This window comes from Brevibacillus humidisoli, assembly GCF_020923435.1.
Taxonomy (GTDB): domain Bacteria; phylum Bacillota; class Bacilli; order Brevibacillales; family Brevibacillaceae; genus Brevibacillus_E; species Brevibacillus_E humidisoli.
On the sequence record NZ_CP087263.1, the window covers coordinates 2,078,507 to 2,100,634 of the forward strand.

Here is a 22,128-nt window from a genome sequence, read left to right on the forward strand (position 1 = left end):
ACCACATGCTGGTCACCCTCTCGGCTTGAAGAGCAGCGAAGCAAGAAATCCAAAAACAATCGCAGCGGATATACCAGCACTGGTAACCTCAAAGATACCTGTCAACACCCCGACAATACCGTGCTGCTCGGCTTCTGCTATCGCTCCGTGGTACAACGAGTGTCCGAAACTGGTAATCGGTACAGTAGCTCCTGCACCGGCAAACTCGATAAATGGATCGTATACACCGACAAAGTCGAGCACGACACCTGCAACAACGAGTGTACTCATCACGTGGGCCGGTGTCAGCTTGACCACGTCCAGCAGCAGCTGGCCAATCACACAGATCAAGCCGCCCACCACAAATGCGATTACATACTCCACTGCTCTTACCCCTTCCAATGAACTGGCGCTGCTTCGTCGATTTACTTCCTAGCAAGCCAGAATCTGAAGTGCCCTGGAGAGGGTACTTCCAATGAACTGGCGCTGCTTCGTCGATTCCACTTGAAAACTACTGTCGTTTTGCATCAGAATACTTCCAAGGCTACGGCGTGAGCAATACACGGGATGGAACTACCCTGTTGGTAACTAACCGGACTAAGAAGCGCTCCTGTCGCACAAACCAGAACCTTATTCAGTTGACCTCTCTGCAGTTGGGAAACGAGATAACCATACGTAACGGCAGCGCTGCTGGCACATCCGCTCGCACCGGCAAACACCTGCTGTTCCGGCGAATAGATCATCAACCCGCAGTCATCGTAGACGTGTTCCAGATCAAATCCCTCCTTGCGCATCAGCTCCTTGGCAATCGGGTACCCCACCGCAGCCAGGTCACCCGTGACGATCAGATCGTAGTCCTGCGGTTGACGCTGAGTATCGCGAAAATGGGCCGCCAGTGTGGAAACAGCTGCAGGAGCCATCGCTGTGCCCATGTCATAGGGATCGGTAATACCCAAATCCAAGACTCGTCCCAACGTCGCGTAGGTTATCGCAGGACCGCTCCCATCTCTTCCCACCAGAGCAGCACCTGCGCCAGTCACCGTCCACTGTGCGGATGGCGGTTTTTGTCCACCGTACTCAGTGGGATAGCGGTACTGGCGCTCTGCGGTGGCATTGTGACTGCTGCAGGCTGCAATCACATGGTCGGCGAATCCGGCATCTACCAGAGCAGCTGCATTAGCCAAGGTCAACATCGATGTGGAACATGCGCCATACATGCCCATGAGCGGCATTCCCAGCAACTCTGCAGCAAACGATGTCGTGATATTTTGGTTGAGCAGATCACCTGCGAGAATCAGGTCCACATCCTCTTTAGACAGTCCGCCCTTCTCAAGGGCGATTGTGACGGCATCTTCCATCAGTTTTCGTTCGGCTTTTTCCCACGAATCCTGACCGGCATACAGATCGGAATGAACCTTGTCAAAAAAGGTTGCGAGCGGACCTTCCCCTTCTTTCGGGCCAACGACGGCCGCTGATGCTTTCAAACGCACATTACCAGTAAATTTCCACGTTTGCTTTCCAAGTTTTCGCGATGGCGCAGTCAGGTTTGTCACAACTGACACCTCCTCCCCACTAGGCCAGCCCGAATAAGCTCTTGATCAAGCCAGCGATGAAGGCCGCCACTACTCCAAATACGATCACCGATCCAGCTAGTTTAAACATATTTCCGCCTACTCCCAGCACATACCCCTCGCTGCGATGCTCAATTGCCGCTGATGCAATCGAGTTGGCAAAGCCCGTCACAGGTACGGCTGAGCCTGCTCCGGCATACTGACCAATGTTGTCATATACACCCAGGCCCGTCAGCAGAACGGAGAGAAAGATCAGCGTTGCCACCGTTGGATTGCTGGCTGTCTTCTCCGTAAAATCAAAGACGGCGATGTAAAAGTTCTGCAGCCCCTGACCAAGCAGACAGATCATTCCACCAACCCAAAAGGCCCGCCAGGAGTTGAGCAGTACATTGCGTCTTGGCTGAAACCTCGCTGCCTGCTGCTTGTACCGTTCCTTGGTCAGCTGCTGGAGCCGCTGATTGGATTTCGTCGCCATCGCTGATCACATCCTTTCTACATAACGTTTTGACGGTATCGAGTTGATTTGCACAGATAGTTTTCCTGTTTCCAGACGAATCTATAAGCGGATTTTATTACCACACTCATAAATGGAGCAACCACTGCAAACCTGAACCCAGCACCTTGCCCAAAACCATTGCCATCAGCAGGGCGATGATATACCGATTCATCCGCAACCGCTTAGCGAGAATGGGAAAAACGTTGAGGACTTCAGTCAAGCCGGCCGCCAGCATCCCAACAAAGATCCCCGCAAACAATCCCCAAAAAAGTGTTGTGTAACGGCTAGCGTTGTACTTGAGATGAAAAAAATCGGTCACGGTGAAAAACAGAGCCCCACAGACCAATGCCCACTCGTACCACCTGATATAGCGGCGGCTATTGGTTAGCTGCGTCAACCTGGGAATAATGTCGAGAACGGTTATAAAGGCAACCAGGCCGCTGCCGACGGCCAATCCTCCACCCAACCCTACCACGATCAGCAAGAATAGCTGGATCATGCTCATGGTTTGGTCTTTTCGTTCTCCTTGTTTTCGTACTGCAAGTAGTACTGGTCAACGTTTTGCTGATAGAGAAACAATTCCACTTCCAACGGACTTGGTTCTTCATTGATCCGCTTTCGAAAGAGATGATTAAAAAACAGCACCATCCCCAATCCGATCCCCAAAGAATAGGGAATCTGCAGCAGCAGCGGCTGTTGATTGTGCTCACCCGTAATCAGATAGTAAAGTCGCTGATGGACCTGAAGCATGCTGACATCCGTGTGAAAGTTCATGATGGCTAATCCCGAGCCGATAAACAGAACCACCCACACAAAACCTACCAATAATAAATTGGGATTCCGGTGCGGACGGGCCACTTCCACGATTATTTGTGGTGCACCCTGAACCTCTAGTGGCACTTCGGGAAGCATCTGCCGCAACTTGCCGATCACCTGCATAATATCAATGATAATCAAATCCCCATCTTCCGGTTTGACTTGGTAAACGTGCAGTTTGGCGATACCCTTTTCTTTTTCTCCATCCCAGTACAGCTGGCAGATATCGCCAAGCGAGATCACTGCACCTGGTTTGACTGACAGACGCTTGCGCAGGCGCAGATACAACGGCTCGCTCATCAAGCTCCCTCCTCTGACAGGCTGGTTATAGGCTAGTATGTGCCCCGGACAACAGGAAAATGCAACAGGCGCGCGACCCTGACCCCCATGCCAAGAAGGAGGACAAAAAAAGACCAGATCAAGCTACTGCTCAATCTGGTCGCGTATCGTTTTTAAGATTCGTTTTTCCAACCGAGAAACCTGCACCTGTGAGATGCCCAGACGCTCCGCTACCTCCGACTGCGTCTGATCCCTGTAGTACCTGAGGTAGACGATCAGTTGTTCTCGCTCGCTCAGCCGACTGATCGCATCTTTGATCGCGATCTTGTCAAACCATTTTCCCATGTTGTCATCAGCAATCTGATCAATCAGCGTGATGGGATCTCCGTCGTTTTCAAACACGGTTTCGTGGATCGAAGAAGGTGCCCGGCTTGCCTCTTGGGCAAACACAACATCTTCCGGGCTGATGCCCAGCGCTTCGGCCACTTCGCCCACAGTAGGCGAACGTCCGAAGTGCTTATACAGCTCGTCTTTGGTGCGGCGCACCTTGTTGGCCGTCTCTTTTAGCGAACGGCTTACTTTTACCGTCCCATCATCTCGCAGGAAACGCTGTATCTCGCCGATAATCATCGGCACTGCGTAAGTGGAAAACTTGACGTCATAGTTCAGGTCAAACTTGTCCACGGCTTTCAAAAGCCCGATACAACCGATCTGGAACAAGTCATCCGCTTCATAGCCACGGTTGATAAACCGCTGTACGACTGACCACACCAAGCGGATGTTGCTGTTTACCAGACATTCGCGGGCCTCGGCATCCCCGCTTTGACTCTTTGCAATCAACTTTTTTACTTGTTCATTCGTCAAAAACGGCTGACCTGGTTGTTTGATTTCAGCTCCCATGGCATTACCCCTAGTTTTGCATGGCTTTTGCGAAGGAGAGACGCTTGGTCATGCGTATTCTCGTTCCTTTTCCGACGCTGGTTGCCACCTCGATTGAATCCACAAAGTTCTCCATAATGGTAAAACCCATACCCGATCGTTCCAGCTCCGGCTTTGTCGTGTACAGCGGCTGCATCGCTTGATCCAGGTCGTCGATGCCCTTCCCGTTATCTTCAATGACCAGTTCAATTAAGTCATCCTGGATCGATACCTCAATGTAGACGATCCCCTCCGGATTTTCTTCGTATCCGTGGATGATGGCATTGGTGACCCCTTCTGATACGACCGTCTTGATCTCTTCCATCTCCTCCATCGTCACATCCAACTGGGAGATAAACGATGCGACAGCGACACGGGCAAACGATTCATTTTGGCTGAGGGCAGCAAACTGGAGGCGCATGAAATTCCGCAGACTCACTTACGCCACCCCCAATACGTGCAAAGCTTCTGCTTCGCTCTCACGAAACTTGATCACTTTAAACAGTCCCGACATTTCGAAGATCCGTTGAACGGTCGGATTGATCGAACAAACAACCATCTCTCCCGAACGGGCTGATACCTGTTTATACCGCCCAAGAATCACACCGATTCCGGAACTGTCCATAAACTCCAGGTCTTTTAGACTTAGTACAATGTGACGTATATCCGCATTACGAAGAACCTCATCCACTTTGTTACGCAGATCGTTAGCCGTGTGATGATCCAGCTCTCCTCGCAGGCGAACGACGAGAACATCGTGTTTCGTCTCCATGTCGACAGACAGACTCATGTTCGGAACACTCCTCTTCCCGTTGATAGACTCTCTTTTCTCCGCACCAGCAGGCAATTCCTCCCAGTCGACAAAAGAACAAAAAAATCGAGAAGCCATGTCGATTCCGGGACATCTCGATTCTTTGCGTAGATTGTCAGGAGTGATAGTGGATCAAGATTTGCTTGGATGTTCGCTTGAGAATCTCCCACAGGCTTGCTTGCTGTATCGTTTTTTCCGGATGCAGATCGATACGGGCAACCTCGACTCCATCCTTTTTGATGAATATATGACCGATCACCTCTTCCTTTTTCAAAGGAGCCTGGACAAATGACTTGACCACCACTTCCCGTGTAAACATCTCCGGTTTTTCGCCGCGTTTGGTAAGCAGACTCACATCTTGCGAGGTGACCGCATTGACTAGCGGTTCTCGTCCTTTATCGACCGAAAGCTGCTTTACGGGTTCCCCTTTTTTGTAGATAGGGTACACTTGGTAATGATTAAAGGCGTAGTTGAACATGGCGGTTACTTCACTGTTGCGTGTTTTGGTGTCCGGTTCGCCAAGCACCACGGCAATCACCCGCATGTTGTTCCGTTTCGCCGTAGCGGACAGGCAGTATTTGGCTTGTGAGGTGTAGCCCGTTTTTAAACCGTCTACCCCCTCATAAAAACGTACCAGTCGATTGGTATTGACCAACCAGAATGGATTGTTGCTTTCCTTGCGAAGGTAATCCTGATAGATTCCCGTATACTTGGTGATCAGTTCGTATTTCAGCAGTTCTCGCGACATGATCGCGATGTCGTGGGCGGTTGAGTAGTGGTCGGGAGCGGGCAGTCCGTTCGAGTTGACAAAATGGGTGTTTTTCATCCCCAACTGCTTGGCCCGCTGGTTCATCTTGGCGACAAACGCTTCTTCTGTTCCGCCGATGTGCTCAGCCATTGCTACGGAAGCATCATTGCCGGACGCGACCGCGATTCCTTTGATCATATCTTCTACGGTCATCGTTTCACCAGCTTGCAGGAAGATCTGCGAGCCACCCATGGAAGCAGCGCGTTCACTGGTTCGCACGGTATCCGTCAACTTCAACTCTCCGCGGTCAATCGCTTCCATGATCAACAGCAGGGTCATAACCTTGGTGATGCTGGCTGGAGGCAGTTTTTGGTGACTGTTTTTTTCGTACAGAACGGTTCCTGAATCCATCTCCATCAGAATGGCTGAGGTGGCCTTTGGCGCCATATTCAACTCAGGAGCTGCTTCCGATGCAGCCAGGACTGGCGAGGAAAAAAAGACGAAACAAAGGATGGTACAAACCAGACTGCGATATCTGCTTTTCATGACGCTCTCTTCCCTCCATTTCATGCTCTTATTCTCTCCAAGGATAGAGGAAAATATTCACAAAAAAGAGGGTGTCCCAAAAGCCATGAATAATGGCTGAGGGATCCCCCTTTTTTTTCAATCTAGAAAAACAAAAAGAAACCATCCTTTGGTAAAATGTAAGTGCGACCCAACACATACAAAAGGAGTGGTTTCTTTGTACATTCAATATACCATGGATCAACTTTGTTTACCAATGGATGTAGAAGAGGACATTCCCGCCAATCATCTCGTTCGTGTGGTCAACGCCGCTGTCAATCGTCTCGACGACGCCATCTTTGACGCGGCTTACCCCGGAGGCGGACGAGACAGCTATCACCCCAAGATGCTCACCAAAATCATCATCTATGCCTACACCCAGCGCATCTACTCTTCTCGCCAGATTGCCAAGGCCGTCCGTGAAAACATAATGTTCATGTGGATCGCAGGCAGACAACGTCCGGACTTCCGCACCATCAACCGCTTTCGCTCGGAACGAATGAAACCCGTACTGGAGACTGTGTTTACCGCCATTCTTCAATTCTTGGTCGAGGAGAATTACGTGCAGCTGGAGCATTACTTTGTGGACGGTACCAAGATCGAAGCCAATGCGAATCGGTATACGTTTGTTTGGGGAAAGGCTGTCGTCAAGCACAAAGCCAAGCTCCAGGAGAAAGTGAAGACCTTGTTTGCCACCATTGAGGAAGCCGAAAAGCAAGAAGAAGGAGCGCACGGGGGCCAAGATCTTCGCGAGCTGGGCGAGTCCTCTACCCTCACAAGTGAAAAGCTGGAGCATGCCGTCAAGCAATTGGAGGAACGCCTGCAGGAGAAGCCAAAAGACAAGCCACTAAAGAAGGCGGTTCGCACCATCCGCAAAGACCTGCTTCCTCGCCTCCAAAAGTATGAAACACATGAGAAGATACTAGGCACTCGAAATAGTTACAGCAAAACGGACCCTGACGCTACCTTTATGCGAATGAAGGAAGACCACATGCGAAACGGCCAGCTCAAACCTGGCTACAATGTGCAGATTGGCACCGAAAATCAATTCATTGTCGGCTACAGTGTGCATCAGCGGCCGACCGATACGCGCTGCTTTATCCCTCATCTTGAAAAAGTAAAGGCGCAGATCGGAAAGCTACCGAGAAGCGTCATCGCAGATGCGGGTTATGGCGGCGAAGAGAATTATGACTATCTCGAACAAAACGAAGTCGAAGCCATCGTCAAATACAGCACGTATCACCGCGAAAAAAGCAAGGCATGGCAAAGGGACATCAGCAAGATCGACAACTGGACGTATAACAGTGAGCAAGATACGTGGACATGCGCAGCGGGGCAAACCCTCCATTTCCGAAGAGAGAGCAAGGAGAAAACGGAAAGTGGATACGAAATCGTGTACCGTCATTACAGAAGCGCCGGTTGCGAGGACTGTCCGTTGAAGTCTCAGTGTACGAAAGCCCAAGGCAATCGCGAAGTCAAAGTCAGCATGAAGTATTTGCGGCTAAAGAACCAAGCAAAGCAGAAGCTCCGCAGCGAAGAAGGGTATGCCCTGGCAGTGAGGCGCATGATTGAGCCGGAGCCCGTGTTTGGTGCTATGAAGAACAATCGAGGGTTCAAAAGGTTCCTGCTTCGAGGCTTACCGAAAGTAAGTCTGGAGGTCGGGTGGCTTTCCCTTGCCCACAATTTGCTCAAGAAGGCTGCAGTGGACGCCCAAAGACAAGGAGCTAAGCGAGAACAGGTCGCTTAGCTCCTTTGTTTTTTGTTTCTTCCGAGACTTATCTAATTTTTTTTCTGATGAGGTCGTTCCTAAGTTTACTTTTGGGACACCCTCGTTAGTCCTTACGAGATGACGAACCGTTTCACTTGTTTGGCTAGATCGTCGGCTAGTTTCTTCAGATTCTCTACGTTTTCCGTCATCTGGGCAATCGAGTCAAGCTGCTGATCGATCGTCCCCACTACGCCACCGATGGAGCCGTTGATTTCATCTGACATGGCAGAGAGTCGCTGCATGGAGGAGATGACCACCTGATTGCCCGCCGCCATTTCCTCCGAGGTAGCCGTCATCGCTTCACTCTGTTCGGCAGCTGACTGAATCTCCCGGAGAATGTGCTGGAAAGACTCCCCTACTGTTTCGACTGCGTTCAGTCCGTCGCCAACCATTTGTACGACTTGGTCCATGTTGCCGCTCATATCAGTAGCTTCTTCGTTAATCGAGTGGGCGATGTTGGCAATTTTTTCTGAAAAGGCACTGCTTTCCTCCGCCAGCTTGCGTACCTCGCTGGCCGCTACGGAAAAACCTCTCCCCGCTTCTCCCGCGCGTGCCGCTTCGATTGCAGCATTGAGCGCAAGCAAATTCGTCTGGGATGCGATCGTCGTAATCATCTCCACGATGCTGGTGATCTCCTTGGCTCGGTCGCGGAGGCTGTGCATCCGTTTTGTCGTCTGCTCCACTTCCGTAGTTACGTTCCTCACTTTGTCGATTACTTCTTGTACCAGGGTGACTCCGCTCTGTGCACGTTCAAATGTACGAGTGGTCGCCGTTGAAGTAGACTCGGCTGCAATCGCCACCTGTTCGACGCCCTGTGAGATCTCTGTCACGGTGGCAGCTGCTGACTGGACCTCTTTCGTCTGCTGACCGACCCTCTCCGAAATCACACCAATATTGTCGGAGATCTGATCAACAGCCTGCCGGTTTGATTGGGCGAACACATGGAGATCCTCTGCCGCTTCGTTTAGATGAGAGGCTTGCCCCTGTACCAAAGAGATCAAACCGCGTAGTTCCCCTACCATCCGGTTCATCGTTTGGCCAAGCAGTGCCAATTCATCGTTTCCGCGCACATCTACCTGTATATTGAAGTCTCCACTGCCGATGCGCTGCATGTCCTGGGCGATCTGATGAAGGGAGCGGCGAATGCGCCGTGCAAACCACCAAATGCAAAGTGCAGCCAGCAAGATGATCGGAATACTGATCAGCAGGAAAAACTGCCCCATATGATCCACTTCACCGTAAATCTCATCAACGGAGGTGGTAAGCACGATGTTCCAGCCAATGGAAGGGATTGGCGCAAATGCAGCAAAGGAAGAATCACCGTTTCGGTCATAGATCAAACTGCTGCTTTGCTGCTGTTTCATCCGTTCCAACATTTCCTGATAAGCAGGATCTTTGTGCAGTTCCAGCGTGTTGTTGTGTTTGGTGTCACGATGTGCGATCACCAAGCCATTTCCATTGACCATGTAGGCGTATCCCTGCTCCATGAATGGAATCGCGGATACTTTATCGATAAGCTGCTGAATGGAGAAGCCGACAACGAGAACACGACTCGGGTCACTATTTTGATCACCGATTGGAGCTGCGATGTAGAGGACGCTTCGCTCCGCACCGGGGACAATTTCTTCATCTGATATGTATGTCGCTTTGGTTTGCACAGCCTGTTTAACGTACTGTTTGTCGACAAAGTTCTCATCGATTTTGCCTGTCAGCGAAAACAACTGTTGGCCTGTCGTTCCGTTCAACAGGAATACCTTGATCACCTCTGGATGGCTTTGCGCCAAGAGACGGAACTGCTCCAGAATCAACGTCTCCAAATCGGTGGTCATCACCCGTTTGGATGCCGTCGCTTTCGTCGAGTTGATCAATCCTTGCAACCATTCTTCCGTGCTGGCACTGTGCTGCTCTGCCAACATTTTAGCCTGTCTGGAGGTTATGCTCATCAACGTTTCTTTGGAATACGTCAAGGCAATGAATTGAGATAATACCATAATAAGGATGACAAGAACAATTCCAAACCCAACCATCTTTCTGGCAAGCGAACCGTTCATTTGCTTCATCTGCTCCGGTTTGCCATCTTCGTTTGACCATTGCTTCTTCTCTTTGCTCCCCAACAGCCGACTCCACCCTTTTTGACTAGGACCAAGGAACTCTCTTTTTTTCGTCGTGGTCATCATGAAGCCCCCTTTCATACATGCCGGATCCAATAATAAATTCTCTTTTTCCCGTAAAAATCCTTCTTTTGAACCAATTTTCCATCAGGTCTTCTGGATCATTCCCTTGTATCCTTTTTCATTTGCAGTAGCTTGAACAGAGGTTACTTAGAAAAGACCATAAAAAATAAGACGGGTTCCCTAATGAGAAGGGATCCCCTCTGTCGTTGTTCATCAATCTCACATCATTGCTTTCTTGGTCTTCCTTGCTTTTTTGCTGCTGTTTTTTTATGTTGGATCGACTAAGAGGCCGAACGTTCGGTAACCCGCTGCAGCCGCTTCCGCTCTTGATACGTACGACACTACAATGATAAATGGCACAAGCGTGAGCAGGATCAGCAGCATGCCATCCACAAACGCCCACGAGAAAATGGATTGATGATATATGTTGCCTACAATTCTGACGATGAAGTCGATGGCGATTTGAAGTTGAAACGCGTAAAAGAACCAAACCGTCCATCCCAAGCCAAAAAGATAAAACCAACCGTACCATTGAATCACCTTTTTTTCATGATCGGTTACATACTCCCACATGGCTAGCTCATCGTCCGAGAGTCTAAAGAAAAACCTGCGCAAATAAAGCCTTGTGTTGGCGAGCAAGTTCTGACAGCGGAACAGTGTAGTAAAAACGTAATATATGTCGGTCTCCATAAAAAACATGAATTGAAAAACGAGCGACATGATGATGATCAGATTCACCATCTGCAAGAAGGCAACGACCTCGATGGGGACCGAAAGCCACCCTACATCGTGTGCAAACAGAACCCAGATTCCAAGGGACAAAAAAGTCACATCCCATGCCATCCCCGCGAAGTAGGCCCGGTATCGTTTTGCAGGGGGAAGCAGCACGATATTGGACATGTTTGTTTCAGCAACGGCAAAAACAAGCCGATGGCTGAGTCCGATGCGACTGCCCACTCCGAGGGAACGAGCGGCCATCAAGTGAGCCAATTCGTGTAAAAAGACCAGCACCCAACCTGTGGCAAAAGCAACAATCAGGGATATGGACAGGGAAGGGGAGAAAAACAGATCGGCATGCTGTGGAATCAACCCTGGCTGCAGCAGACAAAGCAAGACAGCGGAGAGAAATAGGATGAGATATAGACCAAACGAGATACGAGTTTTTCTTCGACGATTTGTTTCACTTCGGCGACCGTCTTTCCCTGATCAAGCAGATGAATAATCTGTACTCCGATAGTCGGGGTACAATGTAGTTGCTCACATCGGGTCGGCCAATTAAGATTTCCTCCTCGTTCTCCTCTCTAGACTGCAACTCGTGCATGATGAGGATGCTGTCTTCCGATACCTGCACGGTCAGCACTCCTTTCTCTATCCTCTACGAACGAATTCGGGAATGCCCGTATCATATTGCCCCAGTACTTGAAAGATACGGTGTTCACCCGTCCCCCTCCCGCATGTCGGGCAATCGGCTTCATTCCTTCCCCATTCGATGACTGTATTCTTCTCAAAGGTATGTAAACGAATCGAGATGATTTTATTCAGAGACTGAACCTCTGCAATCCCCGTTATCAGATTCATCGCTTCTGCTGCGATCATACCGGTTGTGATCATCACATTGGGACAGACAGCGGCGGTGGGGTGGCGATAATTGGATTCCATCACTTCTGATAAAAAGCGAGGATAGCTCTCTTCCCTGCTGCGGTGCAAATGCAGGCAATCGACACAACCGGTCTACCCGGGAATGATGGTGTATACCATTCCCTCTGTCAGATTGATGCCTCCCCCGATCAAGGGAATACCCAGCTCTACACACGCCTGGTTGACCATACGCTGCAGAATGACAAATGGTTGATCAGCGGCTAGCAAGACAAGATCGCTCCCTTGTATCGCTGTACGAATCTCGTCTACCGATCTCAATTGGACAGAAAGCGTCTCAATCGCAAGGTCAGAATTGAACTCATTGACGAAGGTTTGAGCAACCTCTATCTTTTTGCGTCCTATATCACCCTCTTTAAACATGAACTGCCGGTTTAAATTACTCAACTCTACTGTATCAAAATCCAAAATCCGGATATGGCCAAATCCCAGCCCGGTCAAATTAACCAGAATACTGGAGCCAAACGCTCCCATGCCAAGGACAGTGACCCTTGTTTGCAAAAGCTTTTCCTGTACGGCGTACGGACTGTAGTGTGCATCGGTAAAAAAAGAGAAATAGCGAACGTTGGCTTTATATCTCTCCCGTTGCCGATCTGTCAAGCTATTTTGGGTGCCGAACGATTCATTCTCGATAAACCCAAGAGTATTTAATTCATCAATAGCCTCCTGAACATCTTCCAAGTCTAACTCCCGATACTTCAACAACAGCTCGTTGTGAATCACTTCCACCGATCGACTTCCATCCAACATTTTTGTCAGTTCGCTTACAAATCCTATTTCATCTTCTACATCAACCGCAATCCCGGGAACATCGCCCAGACGAAGCGAACGATCGTCAAACCGGTAAATGGGGTGAATCGCTTTAAATTTGGGATACAAATCTACCGCCACTCGCCTCTCCTCCCCCAAAAATGAAGTAAGAAGAGAGACGGCATAAGACCATGCCGTCATCTCTTCGTGTCAAAAACCTGAACGTGATTCATCTGAGGTGTTTAAACGTTGGACGTGAAAACCGTCGTGCGAACACTTTCCACTTTTTTTGCCTTAATTTTCATAAATTCTAAACTCACAAAATATTTTGTATTTTATTACAATTTTTATTATAAAGACAATCCTGTGCCTGTCAATAATATTTTTTTGATTTAAGATTTTTTGTTTTGCTCCAAGGAAAAAAAGAGCCTGAAAATCGGTACTTTATCATACCGATCCCCAGGCTATAGAAACAATTCCTGCTTTTTTTGTCCTACACGGTCACTATCTAGTAGACAGTCGACAACTACCTAATCGTGTGTACGATTTCAACATGGACTAACTGTACAGATGACAAGCCGCATAGTGTCCTGGCTCTACCTCTTTCCACACTGGTTCGATCTCCGCACACTCCGGCATTGCTTTCGGACAGCGAGTCCGGAAATGACAGCCGCTCGGCGGGTTCATCGGGCTAGGGACATCACCTTCCAGGACAATCCGCTCCCGCTTCCGCTCAATCTCCGGATCCGGGATCGGAATCGCTGACAGGAGGGCTTGTGTATAAGGGTGGAGCGGTTTGTCGTACAACTTGTCGCTCTCAGCAATCTCCACCATTTTCCCCAAGTACATCACGCCGACACGGTCGGAGATGTATTTCACCATTGACAGGTCATGGGCAATAAACATGTAGGTCAAGCCCATTTTTTCCTGAAGTTGTTCCAACAGATTGACTACCTGCGCCTGCACCGACACATCAAGTGCCGAGATCGGCTCGTCACAGACAATAAACTTCGGCTCTACCGCCAAGGCACGGGCAATCCCGATCCGCTGACGCTGTCCCCCGGAGAATTCATGAGGGAACCGGTTCATGTGCTCAGGGTTTAGGCTGACGAGCGAAAGCAGTTCTTGAATCCGCTCTTTCCGTTTTTGGCCTGTTGCCAAGCCGTGGATGTCCAATGCCTCTCCGATGATGTCGCCAACGGTCATCCGCGGGTTAAGGGATGCGTACGGGTCTTGGAAGATCATCTGCATGCTGCGCCGCATCGCCTTCATTTCCTGTGCATTCAGCTGATTGATGTTTTTGCCGTCAAATATTACTTCGCCTGCTGTCGGCTCATACAGACGCAGAATGGTTCTGCCTGCCGTCGACTTTCCGCAGCCTGATTCACCTACGATCCCCAGCGTTTCGCCACGCTTGATATCAAAGGTGATGTCATTGACCGCCTTTAACGTATGGTCGCCTACTTGAAAGTATTTCTTCAGGTTGCGAACCTGTAACAACGCTTCTTGATTTGACAAAGTTGCCCCTCCTTCCTAAGAACCAACTCGGCTTTGTGCGAGCGGATGCTGCAGCCAACAAGCCGTCTTTTGTGTTTTGCTTACCTCACCTAGTTCGGGATCGATCTCCTGGCACACCTTCATCGCTGACTCGCAGCGGGCAGTGAATCCGCAGCCCACCGGCGGTCTCAACAGGTCCGGCGGCGTACCGAAGATCGGGGTAAGCGGTTCGTCCTTGTTCAGGTCGAGGCGCGGAACTGAACGAAGCAGCCCTTTTGTATAGGGATGCTGCGGGTTGTAGAAAATATCGTCAACCGTTCCAGTTTCAATCACTTTCCCGGCATACATGACGATGACCCGGTCACAAACCTCGGCAACAACCCCCAAATCGTGGGTAATCAAGATAATGGAGGTATCCATTTTCTGCTGCAAGTCTTTCATCAGTTCAAGGATCTGCGCCTGAATGGTCACGTCAAGTGCTGTCGTCGGCTCGTCGGCGATCAACAGCTTGGGTGAGCAGGCGAGCGAGATCGCGATCATCGCACGCTGACGCATTCCACCGGAAAATTGGTGAGGGTACTGATCGATCCGTTTATCCGGCTGAGGAATCCCAACCATCTCAAGCAGTTCAACAGCGCGGCTGCGAGCTGCCGATCTACTCATTTTCTGGTGCTTGATCAAGCCTTCAACGATCTGGTTTCCTACCGTCATCGTTGGATTAAGGGATGTCATCGGATCCTGGAAGATCATGCCGATATCTTTTCCGCGAATTTCTTCCATGTCCTTGTTCGATTTTTTGACTATGTCCTGCCCTTGAAAGAGGATTTCCCCTGATTTGATTTCACCTGGAGGCATCGGGATCAGCTTCATCAATGATTGTGCGGTCACCGACTTCCCACAGCCGGACTCGCCGACAATCGCCACTGCCTCCCCTTTATTCACGTGAAAGTTTACGCCGCGAACAGCTTTTACTTCACCGGCATAGGTGTGAAAAGATACGTGCAGATCGTTTACTTCGAGTATGCGCTCCATTATGCTCCCCCCTATTTCCGCAGTTTTGGATCTACGGCGTCGCGTATACCGTCACCTAACAAGTTAAATGCCAGCATGGTGATACTGATGAATATAGCCGGGAACAGCAAACGCCACGGGTAGTAGCGCATCGCAGATAATCCCTCGGAAGCCATCGTTCCCCATGATGCGACCGGTGCGGAAACACCAAGACCGAGGAAAGAAAGGAAGGACTCCGTGAAAATCGCCTGCGGTACGGTCAGACTGAGCGTAACCAGAATCGGGCCCAGTGCGTTTGGAATCAGGTGTTTGAAGATAATCCGTGCATTGTCCGCCCCCAGTGAACGAGCCGCCAGTACGAATTCCTGGGCTTTTAACTGTAGAACTTGACCACGCACGATCCGAGCCATCCCGATCCAACCGGTAATGGTCAAGGCGATAATGATTGTCCCCACCCCAGGTGAGAGCACAACCAGCAACAGGATAACGACCAGGAGGTACGGTACAGCGTACAAAATATCGGCAAAACGCATCATGTACTCGTCGACTCGTCCTCCGAAGAACCCAGCAATACCGCCCCAGATCACCCCGATGATCAAATCTATGATCCCGGCGGCAAATCCTACCTCCAGCGAGATCCGGGCCCCATGCCAGATACGGACGAACACGTCACGTCCCAGATCGTCGGTGCCAAACCAGTGTTCAGCAGACGGCGCTTTGTTCTTATTGGTTAATTCAGTCGTATAATAATCGTGGGAGCTGAAAAACGGTACGAGAATGGCACAAAGCATCAGCAGGATCAGAAAGACCAACGAGGCCATCGCTACCTTATTCTTTTTCAGTCGGCGCCACGCATCTGCCCAAAAGGAAAGGGACGGACGCTTGATTTGTTCGGCCTCGTGAAGATCTACAGAGATGGGCTGGAAATGTTCTTTTGTCAGTTGCATCGCTATCCTACTCCTTTCCGCCGCCGGCCAGTTTAATCCGAGGATCGACTAACGTATACGCCAGGTCGACCAACAGTACGAGAACCACGAGAATGATAGCGTAAAAGACAGTCGTTCCCATGATCACCGTATAGTCACGGTTGCTGATCGAGATCACAAACTCACGTCCCAAGCCAGGAACACCGAAGATCCGTTCTACGACAAACGAACCGGTGAGAATATTGGCGCTGAGCGGGCCCAGGTAGGTGATAACCGGCAGCAAGGCATTGCGAATCGCATGCTTGACAGTAGTTGTAAAGGTACTTAGTCCCTTCGCCTTGGCCGTCTTGATGTAGTCCTGGCTCATCACCTCAATCATGTTGGAACGGGTCAACCGAGCGATAAAGGCCAGTGGCAGTGCTGCCAACGCAAATGAGGGTAGTACCGTATACTCAAACCCTTCCCACTGAGCGATCGGAAACCAGCCTAATTTGATCGAAAAGATATATTGGTAAAAAGAGGCGAGAATAAAGTTGGGTACGGACAGCCCCAACACGGCAATCACCATCGCTGAATAGTCCTGCCATTTGTTGTGTCGCAAAGCTGCAATCACGCCGAGGGTGATTCCACCGAAGATCGCAATGGCGAGAGATTGCAAGCCCAGATGCAAGGAAACGGGAAAGCCGCGTTCAATGATCTGATTAACAGTGGATGATTTCTCTTTAAAAGATGGCCCCAGATCCCAGGTAACGACCCGGCCCAAATATTCAACGTATTGCTCATAGAGCGGTTTATCCAAACCATAGTACTTGTTTAGTGCCGCCTCAATCTCTGGTGGTACCTGTCTCTCTGCGGTGAACGGTCCGCCTGGCACAGCCTGCATCAGCCAGAACGTGGCGGTGACGATGAGAAACAGCGCAACGATCATGTATACAATGCGCTTGCCGATATAGCGAATCAATGTGACTTACCCCCTCATGTGGATTAGCTGCTTTCACTTCCCATTTTCACACTGCCGGGTGAGTGCGCCCCCACAGTGCAAAAATCGATTGTGGAATAACCCCATCCGGAGCGATGCTCTCCTGTTTTCTCTCTCTATTTTTTGAACGGTCTGCAAAAGTTAAGGTATATGGTGACCCATATACCTTAACTTGCAGAACCTTGCGTGGATCTAGTTACACGCGTTTATTCCAATGGGTGTTTTCCTATTCGATATAAGCCCACTTGTAATCTACGTTGCCAAGTCCGCCGACGAGAACGCCTTTTACATCTTCGTCTTTCACCCAGGACATGGTATAGAAGTAGATCGGTGCAACAGGCATTTCTTCCATAAAGATCTGCTCGGCTTCAGCCAATAGCTTTTTGCGCGCTTCCGGATCGGTCTCAACCGCGGATTTGTTCAGCAGTTCCTTGAACTTCGGATGCTCCCAGCGCGTATCGTTGTTACCGCCGTATTTGTCTTTAAACAGCTCAAGGAAGTTGATGGGATCGTTGAAGTCACCCAACCAGCCCATCCGGCCGATTTGATAGTTCCCTTCATGCAGATCCTCGATATACACTTTCCACTCGGTGTTTTTCAGGGTAACATCTACGCCAAGCGCTTTCTTCCACTGGTCTTGGATCGCTTCCGCAATCTTTTTGTGCCCGTCGTGGGTGTTGTACGAGAGCGTTATCGGCGGCAGTTCGGAAATGCCCAACTCTTGCATACCCTCTTCAAGCAGCTTCTTGGCTGTTTCTACGTCGTTGTCCTTGAAGAACGGTTCCGTGTTCAGGTTCATCGACGGAGGTACCGCACCCATTGCTGGGATTTCACCCGCTTGCGTTACGTTGTCTACGATCATTTGACGGTTGATCGCATAGGCAAAAGCTTTGCGGACCTTCACGTTGTTGAACGGTTCTTTTTCCGTATTAAACTTGTACCAGTAGGTACCGGCGATCGGCTGGGTGGTCAGTCTGCCTTCATCGCGCAGCGCCGGGATGGCATCCAGCGGAAGGTCGCCTGTCGGTTCACCGGCCCAATCCAACTCACCGTTTTCATACATGGACAGCTCGGTGCTCAGATCCTCGATCATCGCGAATTCGATGCGGTCCAGCTTCACGTTCTCTTTGTCCCAGTAGCTGTCGTTCTTCACCAGGACCAGCTTGCTCTTATGTTCCCAGGTCTCCAACTTGAATGGACCGTTCCCTACGTGCGTTGCCGCTTCGGCAGCCCATTTCGGATTGGCTTCAACTACTTTTTTGTTGACCGGATAGTAGGTGTAGAATGCGGTCAGTTCCAGGAAGTAAGGTGTCGGGTTTTCCAGTTCAACCTGCAGGGTCTTGTCGTCCAGCGCTTTGACGCCGACCTGGTCAGCGGTTACACCCTCCTCACCCTTGTTGAACTTCTCACCGTTTTTGATGTAGTAGAGCTGGTATGCATAGTTGGAAGCAGTCGCCGGGTCGAGTGCCCGTTTCCATGCGTATTCGAAATCGTGTGCTGTTACCGGGTCGCCGTTGCTCCAAGTAGCACCATCACGAATGGTAAAGGTGTATGTCTTCAGGTCCTCCGACTTCTCAATCTTTTCGGCAACAGACGGTTGGGGAACTCCATTCTCGTCGAGACGAGTCAAACCGTCAAACGTAGCCCGCACGATGGCACCGGAAGTAGAGTCTTCCGCAAGTCCTGGGTCAGCGGTCGGCGGTTCGGAGTGAAGGTTGGCCCGCAAAACCTGAGGCTTATCGCTTTCACCAGCAGCTGGTTGTTCTTGTTGCGTGGTGTCACCGCCGCTGTTGTTGCCTTGCGACGCGGACTGATCGCCGCCTCCGCAACCCGCTAGAGCCGTACCAAGAACCAGAACGGAACTTACCAATGCAAACACACTTTTTTTCAACGTTACAACCCCCATTACTTTTGTTTATTTTCTGAACTTACAAAAAGCGAACCAATGCCTGCTGTCAAGAGAGGCATCAACCCCTTTCGTTATATGACCACCTCGTCGTGACGAACAAAGGAGATTGAATCCTTATACCGCTTTAACTCAAGTGACACGTCGGCAGCAAGGATACCCTCAATCTGTGAGAGACGTTCGTTGACGAAGGTAATTAACTCTTCGTTGTCCTGGAAGCAGGCTTGGATAATCAGGTCGTGCTTGCCGCTAAAAGCTCCAACAAAATACACCTCCGGCAGTTTGCACAACTCTTCTGCAACGTTTTGCTGGAGCCCGAGCTTGGTGGTAAGCCCGACAATGGTCTGTACATGCAGGCCCAACTTGCTGGGATCGGTATGAATACTAAAACCAAATACACCCTCCTGCAGCAACCGGGTAATTCGCGATCGTACCGTTCCCTCGCTGATCCCCAACTGATGCGCAATTTCCGTGTAAGCAGTCCGTCCGTCCTGCCGCAGGATCTGCAGAATTTGCTTGTCTACCTGATCGATTGTCTTCTTCAATCCCAAACCACTCCGTTGTGTCTAAGCATGCAGCAGATAGATGACTGATTTCGATATGGGAATATAGCTTGCGCATTTTTTACGAAAAACGTAAAATTCCTTAACAATTTAGCTGTCAAATTTAAAATATACTGATTTGATAACGGTGTCAACGAAATTTGGCGGGCTAAAAAATAAAAAATTATAAACTGAATCCTAACAATAAATATTTTTTTGCAAATGCAGCCCAATCCATTCAAGCTGCTACTATTCAATTCAGTCTATTTAGAATAAACTGTAAATATACATGTGGAGGTGGGCTCTATGAAGTATTGCACTCATTGTGAAATCCCTGTCGTCCCTTTGAAAAAGATCGGGTTCCGCTCGTTGCTAAAGGGAAAACTGGTTAGGGAATTTTGTCCCCGGTGTTCCCGCGACAGCTTTTCCACGCTGGAAGCATACGTCTCTCCCTTCACGTCCAACTGTGCTCACCCTACAAGTGATTTGATCGTCGATGAGAGAAATTCTATGCAAAAACTTAGGAAGTAAGATTGGGTCAGGAATCGCATGGAAATCAGGGAGAGAGCTATGAGCTTTCTCCCTGTTCCTATTACGAAGCACTCACAACGTCATAGATCAATCTCTGTGTACTACTTGATTGATCAACGATTTCCAGAGCTGATTCTATTTTCTTAATCGCTTGTTCCGCTTTTCCAAGGTCATTTGCATGGATTTCAGCCAGTACTCCGCCTTTTTCCACTGCATCTCCTACTTTATTATTCAACAATATCCCGACAGTTAAATCAATAGGGGTCTCTTTGGTTACTCTTCCTGCACCTAGTAATACTGCTGCCTGCCCTATTTTTTCTGCATCCATTTGGGATAGATAACCGGAGCGGGAAGCAAGTAGCTGCCGTGTATAGGCTGCCTGTGGCAGACGATCCGGCTCGTAAACAAATGCCGGATCGCCTCCCTGTGCCTGTACCATCTCCGCTAGCTTGGCGAGTGCTTTGCCGTTCTGCAGCATGGTTTGCAAACGTTGATAGGCGGCTTCCAACTCCGTCTCTTGGCCGGCCAGCAACAGCATATGCGCTCCTATTGTGAGAGCGAGATCTTCCACATCTCGCGGCCCCTGACCGGAGAGCACGGCAATTGCCTCCTTCACTTCCAGTGCGTTTCCGACTGCAAATCCGAGCGGCTGATTCATGTCACTGATCACGGCAACTGTCTGCCGCCCTACATTATGACCGATCTGCACCATTGCCTGAGCCAATTCGTTAGCCTGGTCCAATGTTTTCATAAATGCACCTCGGCCTACCTTCACATCGAGTAAAATGGCGTCTGCTCCCGCCGCAATTTTTTTTGACATGATCGAACTGGCGATCAACGGAACAGCTTCCACCGTCGCTGTCACGTCCCGTAGGGCATACAGCTTTTTGTCAGCAGGGGTCAGGTTCCCGGACTGGCCGATGATAGCCAAGCCGGCGTCTCTTACCTGCTGAAAAAATTGATCACGGCTAAGTTCCACCTGAAAACCGGGGAACGATTCCAGCTTGTCAATCGTCCCGCCGGAAAAACCAAGCCCGCGGCCCGACATCTTGGCAACAGGAATGCCGGCCGCCGCCACCAGCGGGGCGACGATCAGCGTCGTTTTATCCCCTACCCCTCCCGTACTGTGCTTGTCAACTTTGCAGCCAGGAATCGGCGACAAATCGAGCTGTTCACCAGACTCGGCCATCTGCAGGGTAAGTTCTGCCGTTTCCTGCGGGGTCATGCCCTGGAAGAAAACGGCCATCGCCCAGGCTGACATCTGGTAGTCGGGAATCGACCCATCCGTGTATCCACGAATGATGAAGGCAATCTCTTCTGGTGCATAGACACCACCGTCTCGCTTCTTGGCGATCAAGTCCACCATGTTCATCCGGCTACACCTCCTGTATGATCGCTCTCATCAAGGCGATGAAGCGAGGACGGGTACGGTTGGCCACCGCTACCACCTGCTCATGCGTCAGCGGCTCTAATTCTTCGCCGATTGCCATATCTGTCACGCAGGAGATCCCTAGCACTTTAAGCCCGCAGTGACTGGCTGCGATCACTTCAGGGACGGTCGACATCCCGATGGCGTCGCCGCCGAGCCGTGCCAGCATCGCTAGCTCGGACGGTGTCAGATAGGTGGGACCGCTCGCACCGCAGCATACGCCTTTGTGGATGACGATCCCTGCTTGCTCGGCCTTCTCCTCTGCCAGTGACACTAACTCCGGTGTGTAGGCGCTGGACATGTCGGGGAAACGAGGCCCGAACTCGTCTAGATTGGGACCGATCAACGGATTGTCACCCATCATGTTGATGTGGTCGGTGATGATCATCAAATCCCCCGGAGCAAAGGAGCGGTTCATGCCGCCGCAGGCGTTAGTGACGATCAGGGTCTCAACACCCAGTTCCCTCATCACGTAGACAGGGAAGATCACGGTTTGCATGCTGTGCCCTTCGTAATAGTGAAAGCGGCCCTGCATCGCAATAACCGGAGTGCCCGAGAGCATCCCCATCACCAGTTTTCCTGCATGTCCGGCCACTGTGGAGGCAGGGAAGTGCGGAATCTCTCCAAACGGGATCGTGACAGGGTTGTCAATCTCATCGGCTAATACGCCAAGTCCAGAACCCAAGATCAGCCCTGCACGTGGTTTCAGCTGCATCTTGGCAGATATGTATGCTGCCGTCTCGCGGATCTGCTGCAATCGATTGGTCATCGTGGCGT

General features: G+C 50.3%; 23 protein-coding genes. 1 reads left to right on the forward strand and 22 read right to left on the reverse strand.

Features of this window, described 5'->3' with window-relative positions; all coding sequences use genetic code 11:
- Positions 1-12 precede the first annotated feature (12 nt).
- From spoVAE to LOK74_RS10330, 9 genes are all read right to left on the reverse strand, one after another.
- Positions 13-363, reverse strand: coding sequence for a stage V sporulation protein AE (spoVAE, locus tag LOK74_RS10290; RefSeq protein WP_230046542.1), 351 nt, complete (start codon positions 361-363; stop codon positions 13-15).
- A 143-nt stretch (positions 364-506) separates the two neighbouring features.
- Entirely contained in the window at positions 507-1,532 is a 1,026-nt protein-coding gene (gene spoVAD / locus LOK74_RS10295; RefSeq protein ID WP_230046543.1) for a stage V sporulation protein AD, read from the reverse strand.
- Positions 1,533-1,551: 19 nt separating this feature from the next.
- Positions 1,552-2,025, reverse strand: coding sequence for a stage V sporulation protein AC (spoVAC, locus tag LOK74_RS10300; protein WP_230046544.1), 474 nt, complete (start codon positions 2,023-2,025; stop codon positions 1,552-1,554).
- A 106-nt stretch (positions 2,026-2,131) separates the two neighbouring features.
- A complete protein-coding gene (locus tag LOK74_RS10305) occupies positions 2,132-2,551 on the reverse strand; it encodes a stage V sporulation protein AB (protein ID WP_277613432.1) in 420 nt (139 codons plus the stop codon).
- Complete coding sequence (locus tag LOK74_RS10310) at positions 2,548-3,162, reverse strand: stage V sporulation protein AA (RefSeq protein WP_230046545.1); 615 nt, start codon at positions 3,160-3,162, stop codon at positions 2,548-2,550. The genes LOK74_RS10305 and LOK74_RS10310 overlap by 4 nt, the downstream gene beginning before the upstream one ends.
- A gap of 123 nt (positions 3,163-3,285) precedes the next feature.
- Positions 3,286-4,041, reverse strand: coding sequence for an RNA polymerase sporulation sigma factor SigF (sigF, locus tag LOK74_RS10315; protein ID WP_230046546.1), 756 nt, complete (start codon positions 4,039-4,041; stop codon positions 3,286-3,288).
- Between the two features lie 10 nt (positions 4,042-4,051).
- Positions 4,052-4,480: an anti-sigma F factor gene (spoIIAB, locus tag LOK74_RS10320; protein WP_420908782.1), complete on the reverse strand. Its 429-nt coding sequence runs from the start codon at positions 4,478-4,480 to the stop codon at positions 4,052-4,054.
- 18 nt (positions 4,481-4,498) lie between these two features.
- Positions 4,499-4,849 (reverse strand): anti-sigma F factor antagonist, encoded by a 351-nt coding sequence (spoIIAA, locus tag LOK74_RS10325; RefSeq protein ID WP_230046547.1) that lies wholly within the window; start codon positions 4,847-4,849, stop codon positions 4,499-4,501.
- Positions 4,850-4,985: 136 nt separating this feature from the next.
- On the reverse strand, positions 4,986-6,164 hold the full coding sequence (locus LOK74_RS10330) for a D-alanyl-D-alanine carboxypeptidase family protein (protein WP_230046548.1): 1,179 nt from the start codon (positions 6,162-6,164) through the stop codon (positions 4,986-4,988).
- 196 nt (positions 6,165-6,360) lie between these two features.
- Between LOK74_RS10330 and LOK74_RS10335 the strand changes: the two genes are divergently transcribed.
- A complete protein-coding gene (locus tag LOK74_RS10335; RefSeq protein ID WP_230042947.1) occupies positions 6,361-7,929 on the forward strand; it encodes an IS1182 family transposase in 1,569 nt (522 codons plus the stop codon).
- A 92-nt stretch (positions 7,930-8,021) separates the two neighbouring features.
- Here LOK74_RS10335 and LOK74_RS10340 read toward each other — a convergent pair whose 3' ends face one another.
- From LOK74_RS10340 to LOK74_RS10400, 13 genes are all read right to left on the reverse strand, one after another.
- Positions 8,022-10,124, reverse strand: coding sequence for a methyl-accepting chemotaxis protein (locus LOK74_RS10340; protein WP_230046549.1), 2,103 nt, complete (start codon positions 10,122-10,124; stop codon positions 8,022-8,024).
- Between the two features lie 267 nt (positions 10,125-10,391).
- Positions 10,392-11,213 (reverse strand): hypothetical protein, encoded by an 822-nt coding sequence (locus LOK74_RS10345; RefSeq protein ID WP_230046550.1) that lies wholly within the window; start codon positions 11,211-11,213, stop codon positions 10,392-10,394.
- Positions 11,214-11,304: 91 nt separating this feature from the next.
- Complete coding sequence (locus LOK74_RS10350; RefSeq protein WP_230046551.1) at positions 11,305-11,475, reverse strand: hypothetical protein; 171 nt, start codon at positions 11,473-11,475, stop codon at positions 11,305-11,307.
- A gap of 17 nt (positions 11,476-11,492) precedes the next feature.
- Entirely contained in the window at positions 11,493-11,831 is a 339-nt protein-coding gene (locus LOK74_RS10355; RefSeq protein ID WP_230046552.1) for a hypothetical protein, read from the reverse strand.
- A 24-nt stretch (positions 11,832-11,855) separates the two neighbouring features.
- Complete coding sequence (locus LOK74_RS10360) at positions 11,856-12,671, reverse strand: HesA/MoeB/ThiF family protein (protein ID WP_230046553.1); 816 nt, start codon at positions 12,669-12,671, stop codon at positions 11,856-11,858.
- Between the two features lie 417 nt (positions 12,672-13,088).
- Positions 13,089-14,048 carry an ABC transporter ATP-binding protein gene (locus LOK74_RS10365; RefSeq protein WP_230046554.1) on the reverse strand — a complete coding sequence of 320 codons (960 nt, stop codon included), beginning with the start codon at positions 14,046-14,048 and terminating at the stop codon, positions 13,089-13,091.
- 15 nt (positions 14,049-14,063) lie between these two features.
- A complete protein-coding gene (locus tag LOK74_RS10370) occupies positions 14,064-15,059 on the reverse strand; it encodes an ABC transporter ATP-binding protein (RefSeq protein WP_230046555.1) in 996 nt (331 codons plus the stop codon).
- Between the two features lie 11 nt (positions 15,060-15,070).
- Positions 15,071-15,985, reverse strand: a complete 915-nt coding sequence (locus LOK74_RS10375; RefSeq protein ID WP_230046556.1) for an ABC transporter permease — start codon at positions 15,983-15,985, stop codon at positions 15,071-15,073.
- A 7-nt stretch (positions 15,986-15,992) separates the two neighbouring features.
- Positions 15,993-16,925, reverse strand: a complete 933-nt coding sequence (locus LOK74_RS10380) for an ABC transporter permease (protein WP_230046557.1) — start codon at positions 16,923-16,925, stop codon at positions 15,993-15,995.
- Between the two features lie 244 nt (positions 16,926-17,169).
- The gene (locus tag LOK74_RS10385; protein WP_277613434.1) at positions 17,170-18,834 is read right to left on the reverse strand and encodes a peptide ABC transporter substrate-binding protein; all 1,665 of its coding nucleotides are present in this window, start codon (positions 18,832-18,834) and stop codon (positions 17,170-17,172) included.
- An 89-nt stretch (positions 18,835-18,923) separates the two neighbouring features.
- Positions 18,924-19,394 (reverse strand): Lrp/AsnC family transcriptional regulator, encoded by a 471-nt coding sequence (locus LOK74_RS10390; protein ID WP_230046559.1) that lies wholly within the window; start codon positions 19,392-19,394, stop codon positions 18,924-18,926.
- A 589-nt stretch (positions 19,395-19,983) separates the two neighbouring features.
- Entirely contained in the window at positions 19,984-21,294 is a 1,311-nt protein-coding gene (locus tag LOK74_RS10395) for a pyrimidine-nucleoside phosphorylase (protein ID WP_230046560.1), read from the reverse strand.
- Between the two features lie 4 nt (positions 21,295-21,298).
- Positions 21,299-22,120: a purine-nucleoside phosphorylase gene (locus LOK74_RS10400; protein ID WP_230046561.1), complete on the reverse strand. Its 822-nt coding sequence runs from the start codon at positions 22,118-22,120 to the stop codon at positions 21,299-21,301.
- Positions 22,121-22,128: the final 8 nt, after the last annotated feature.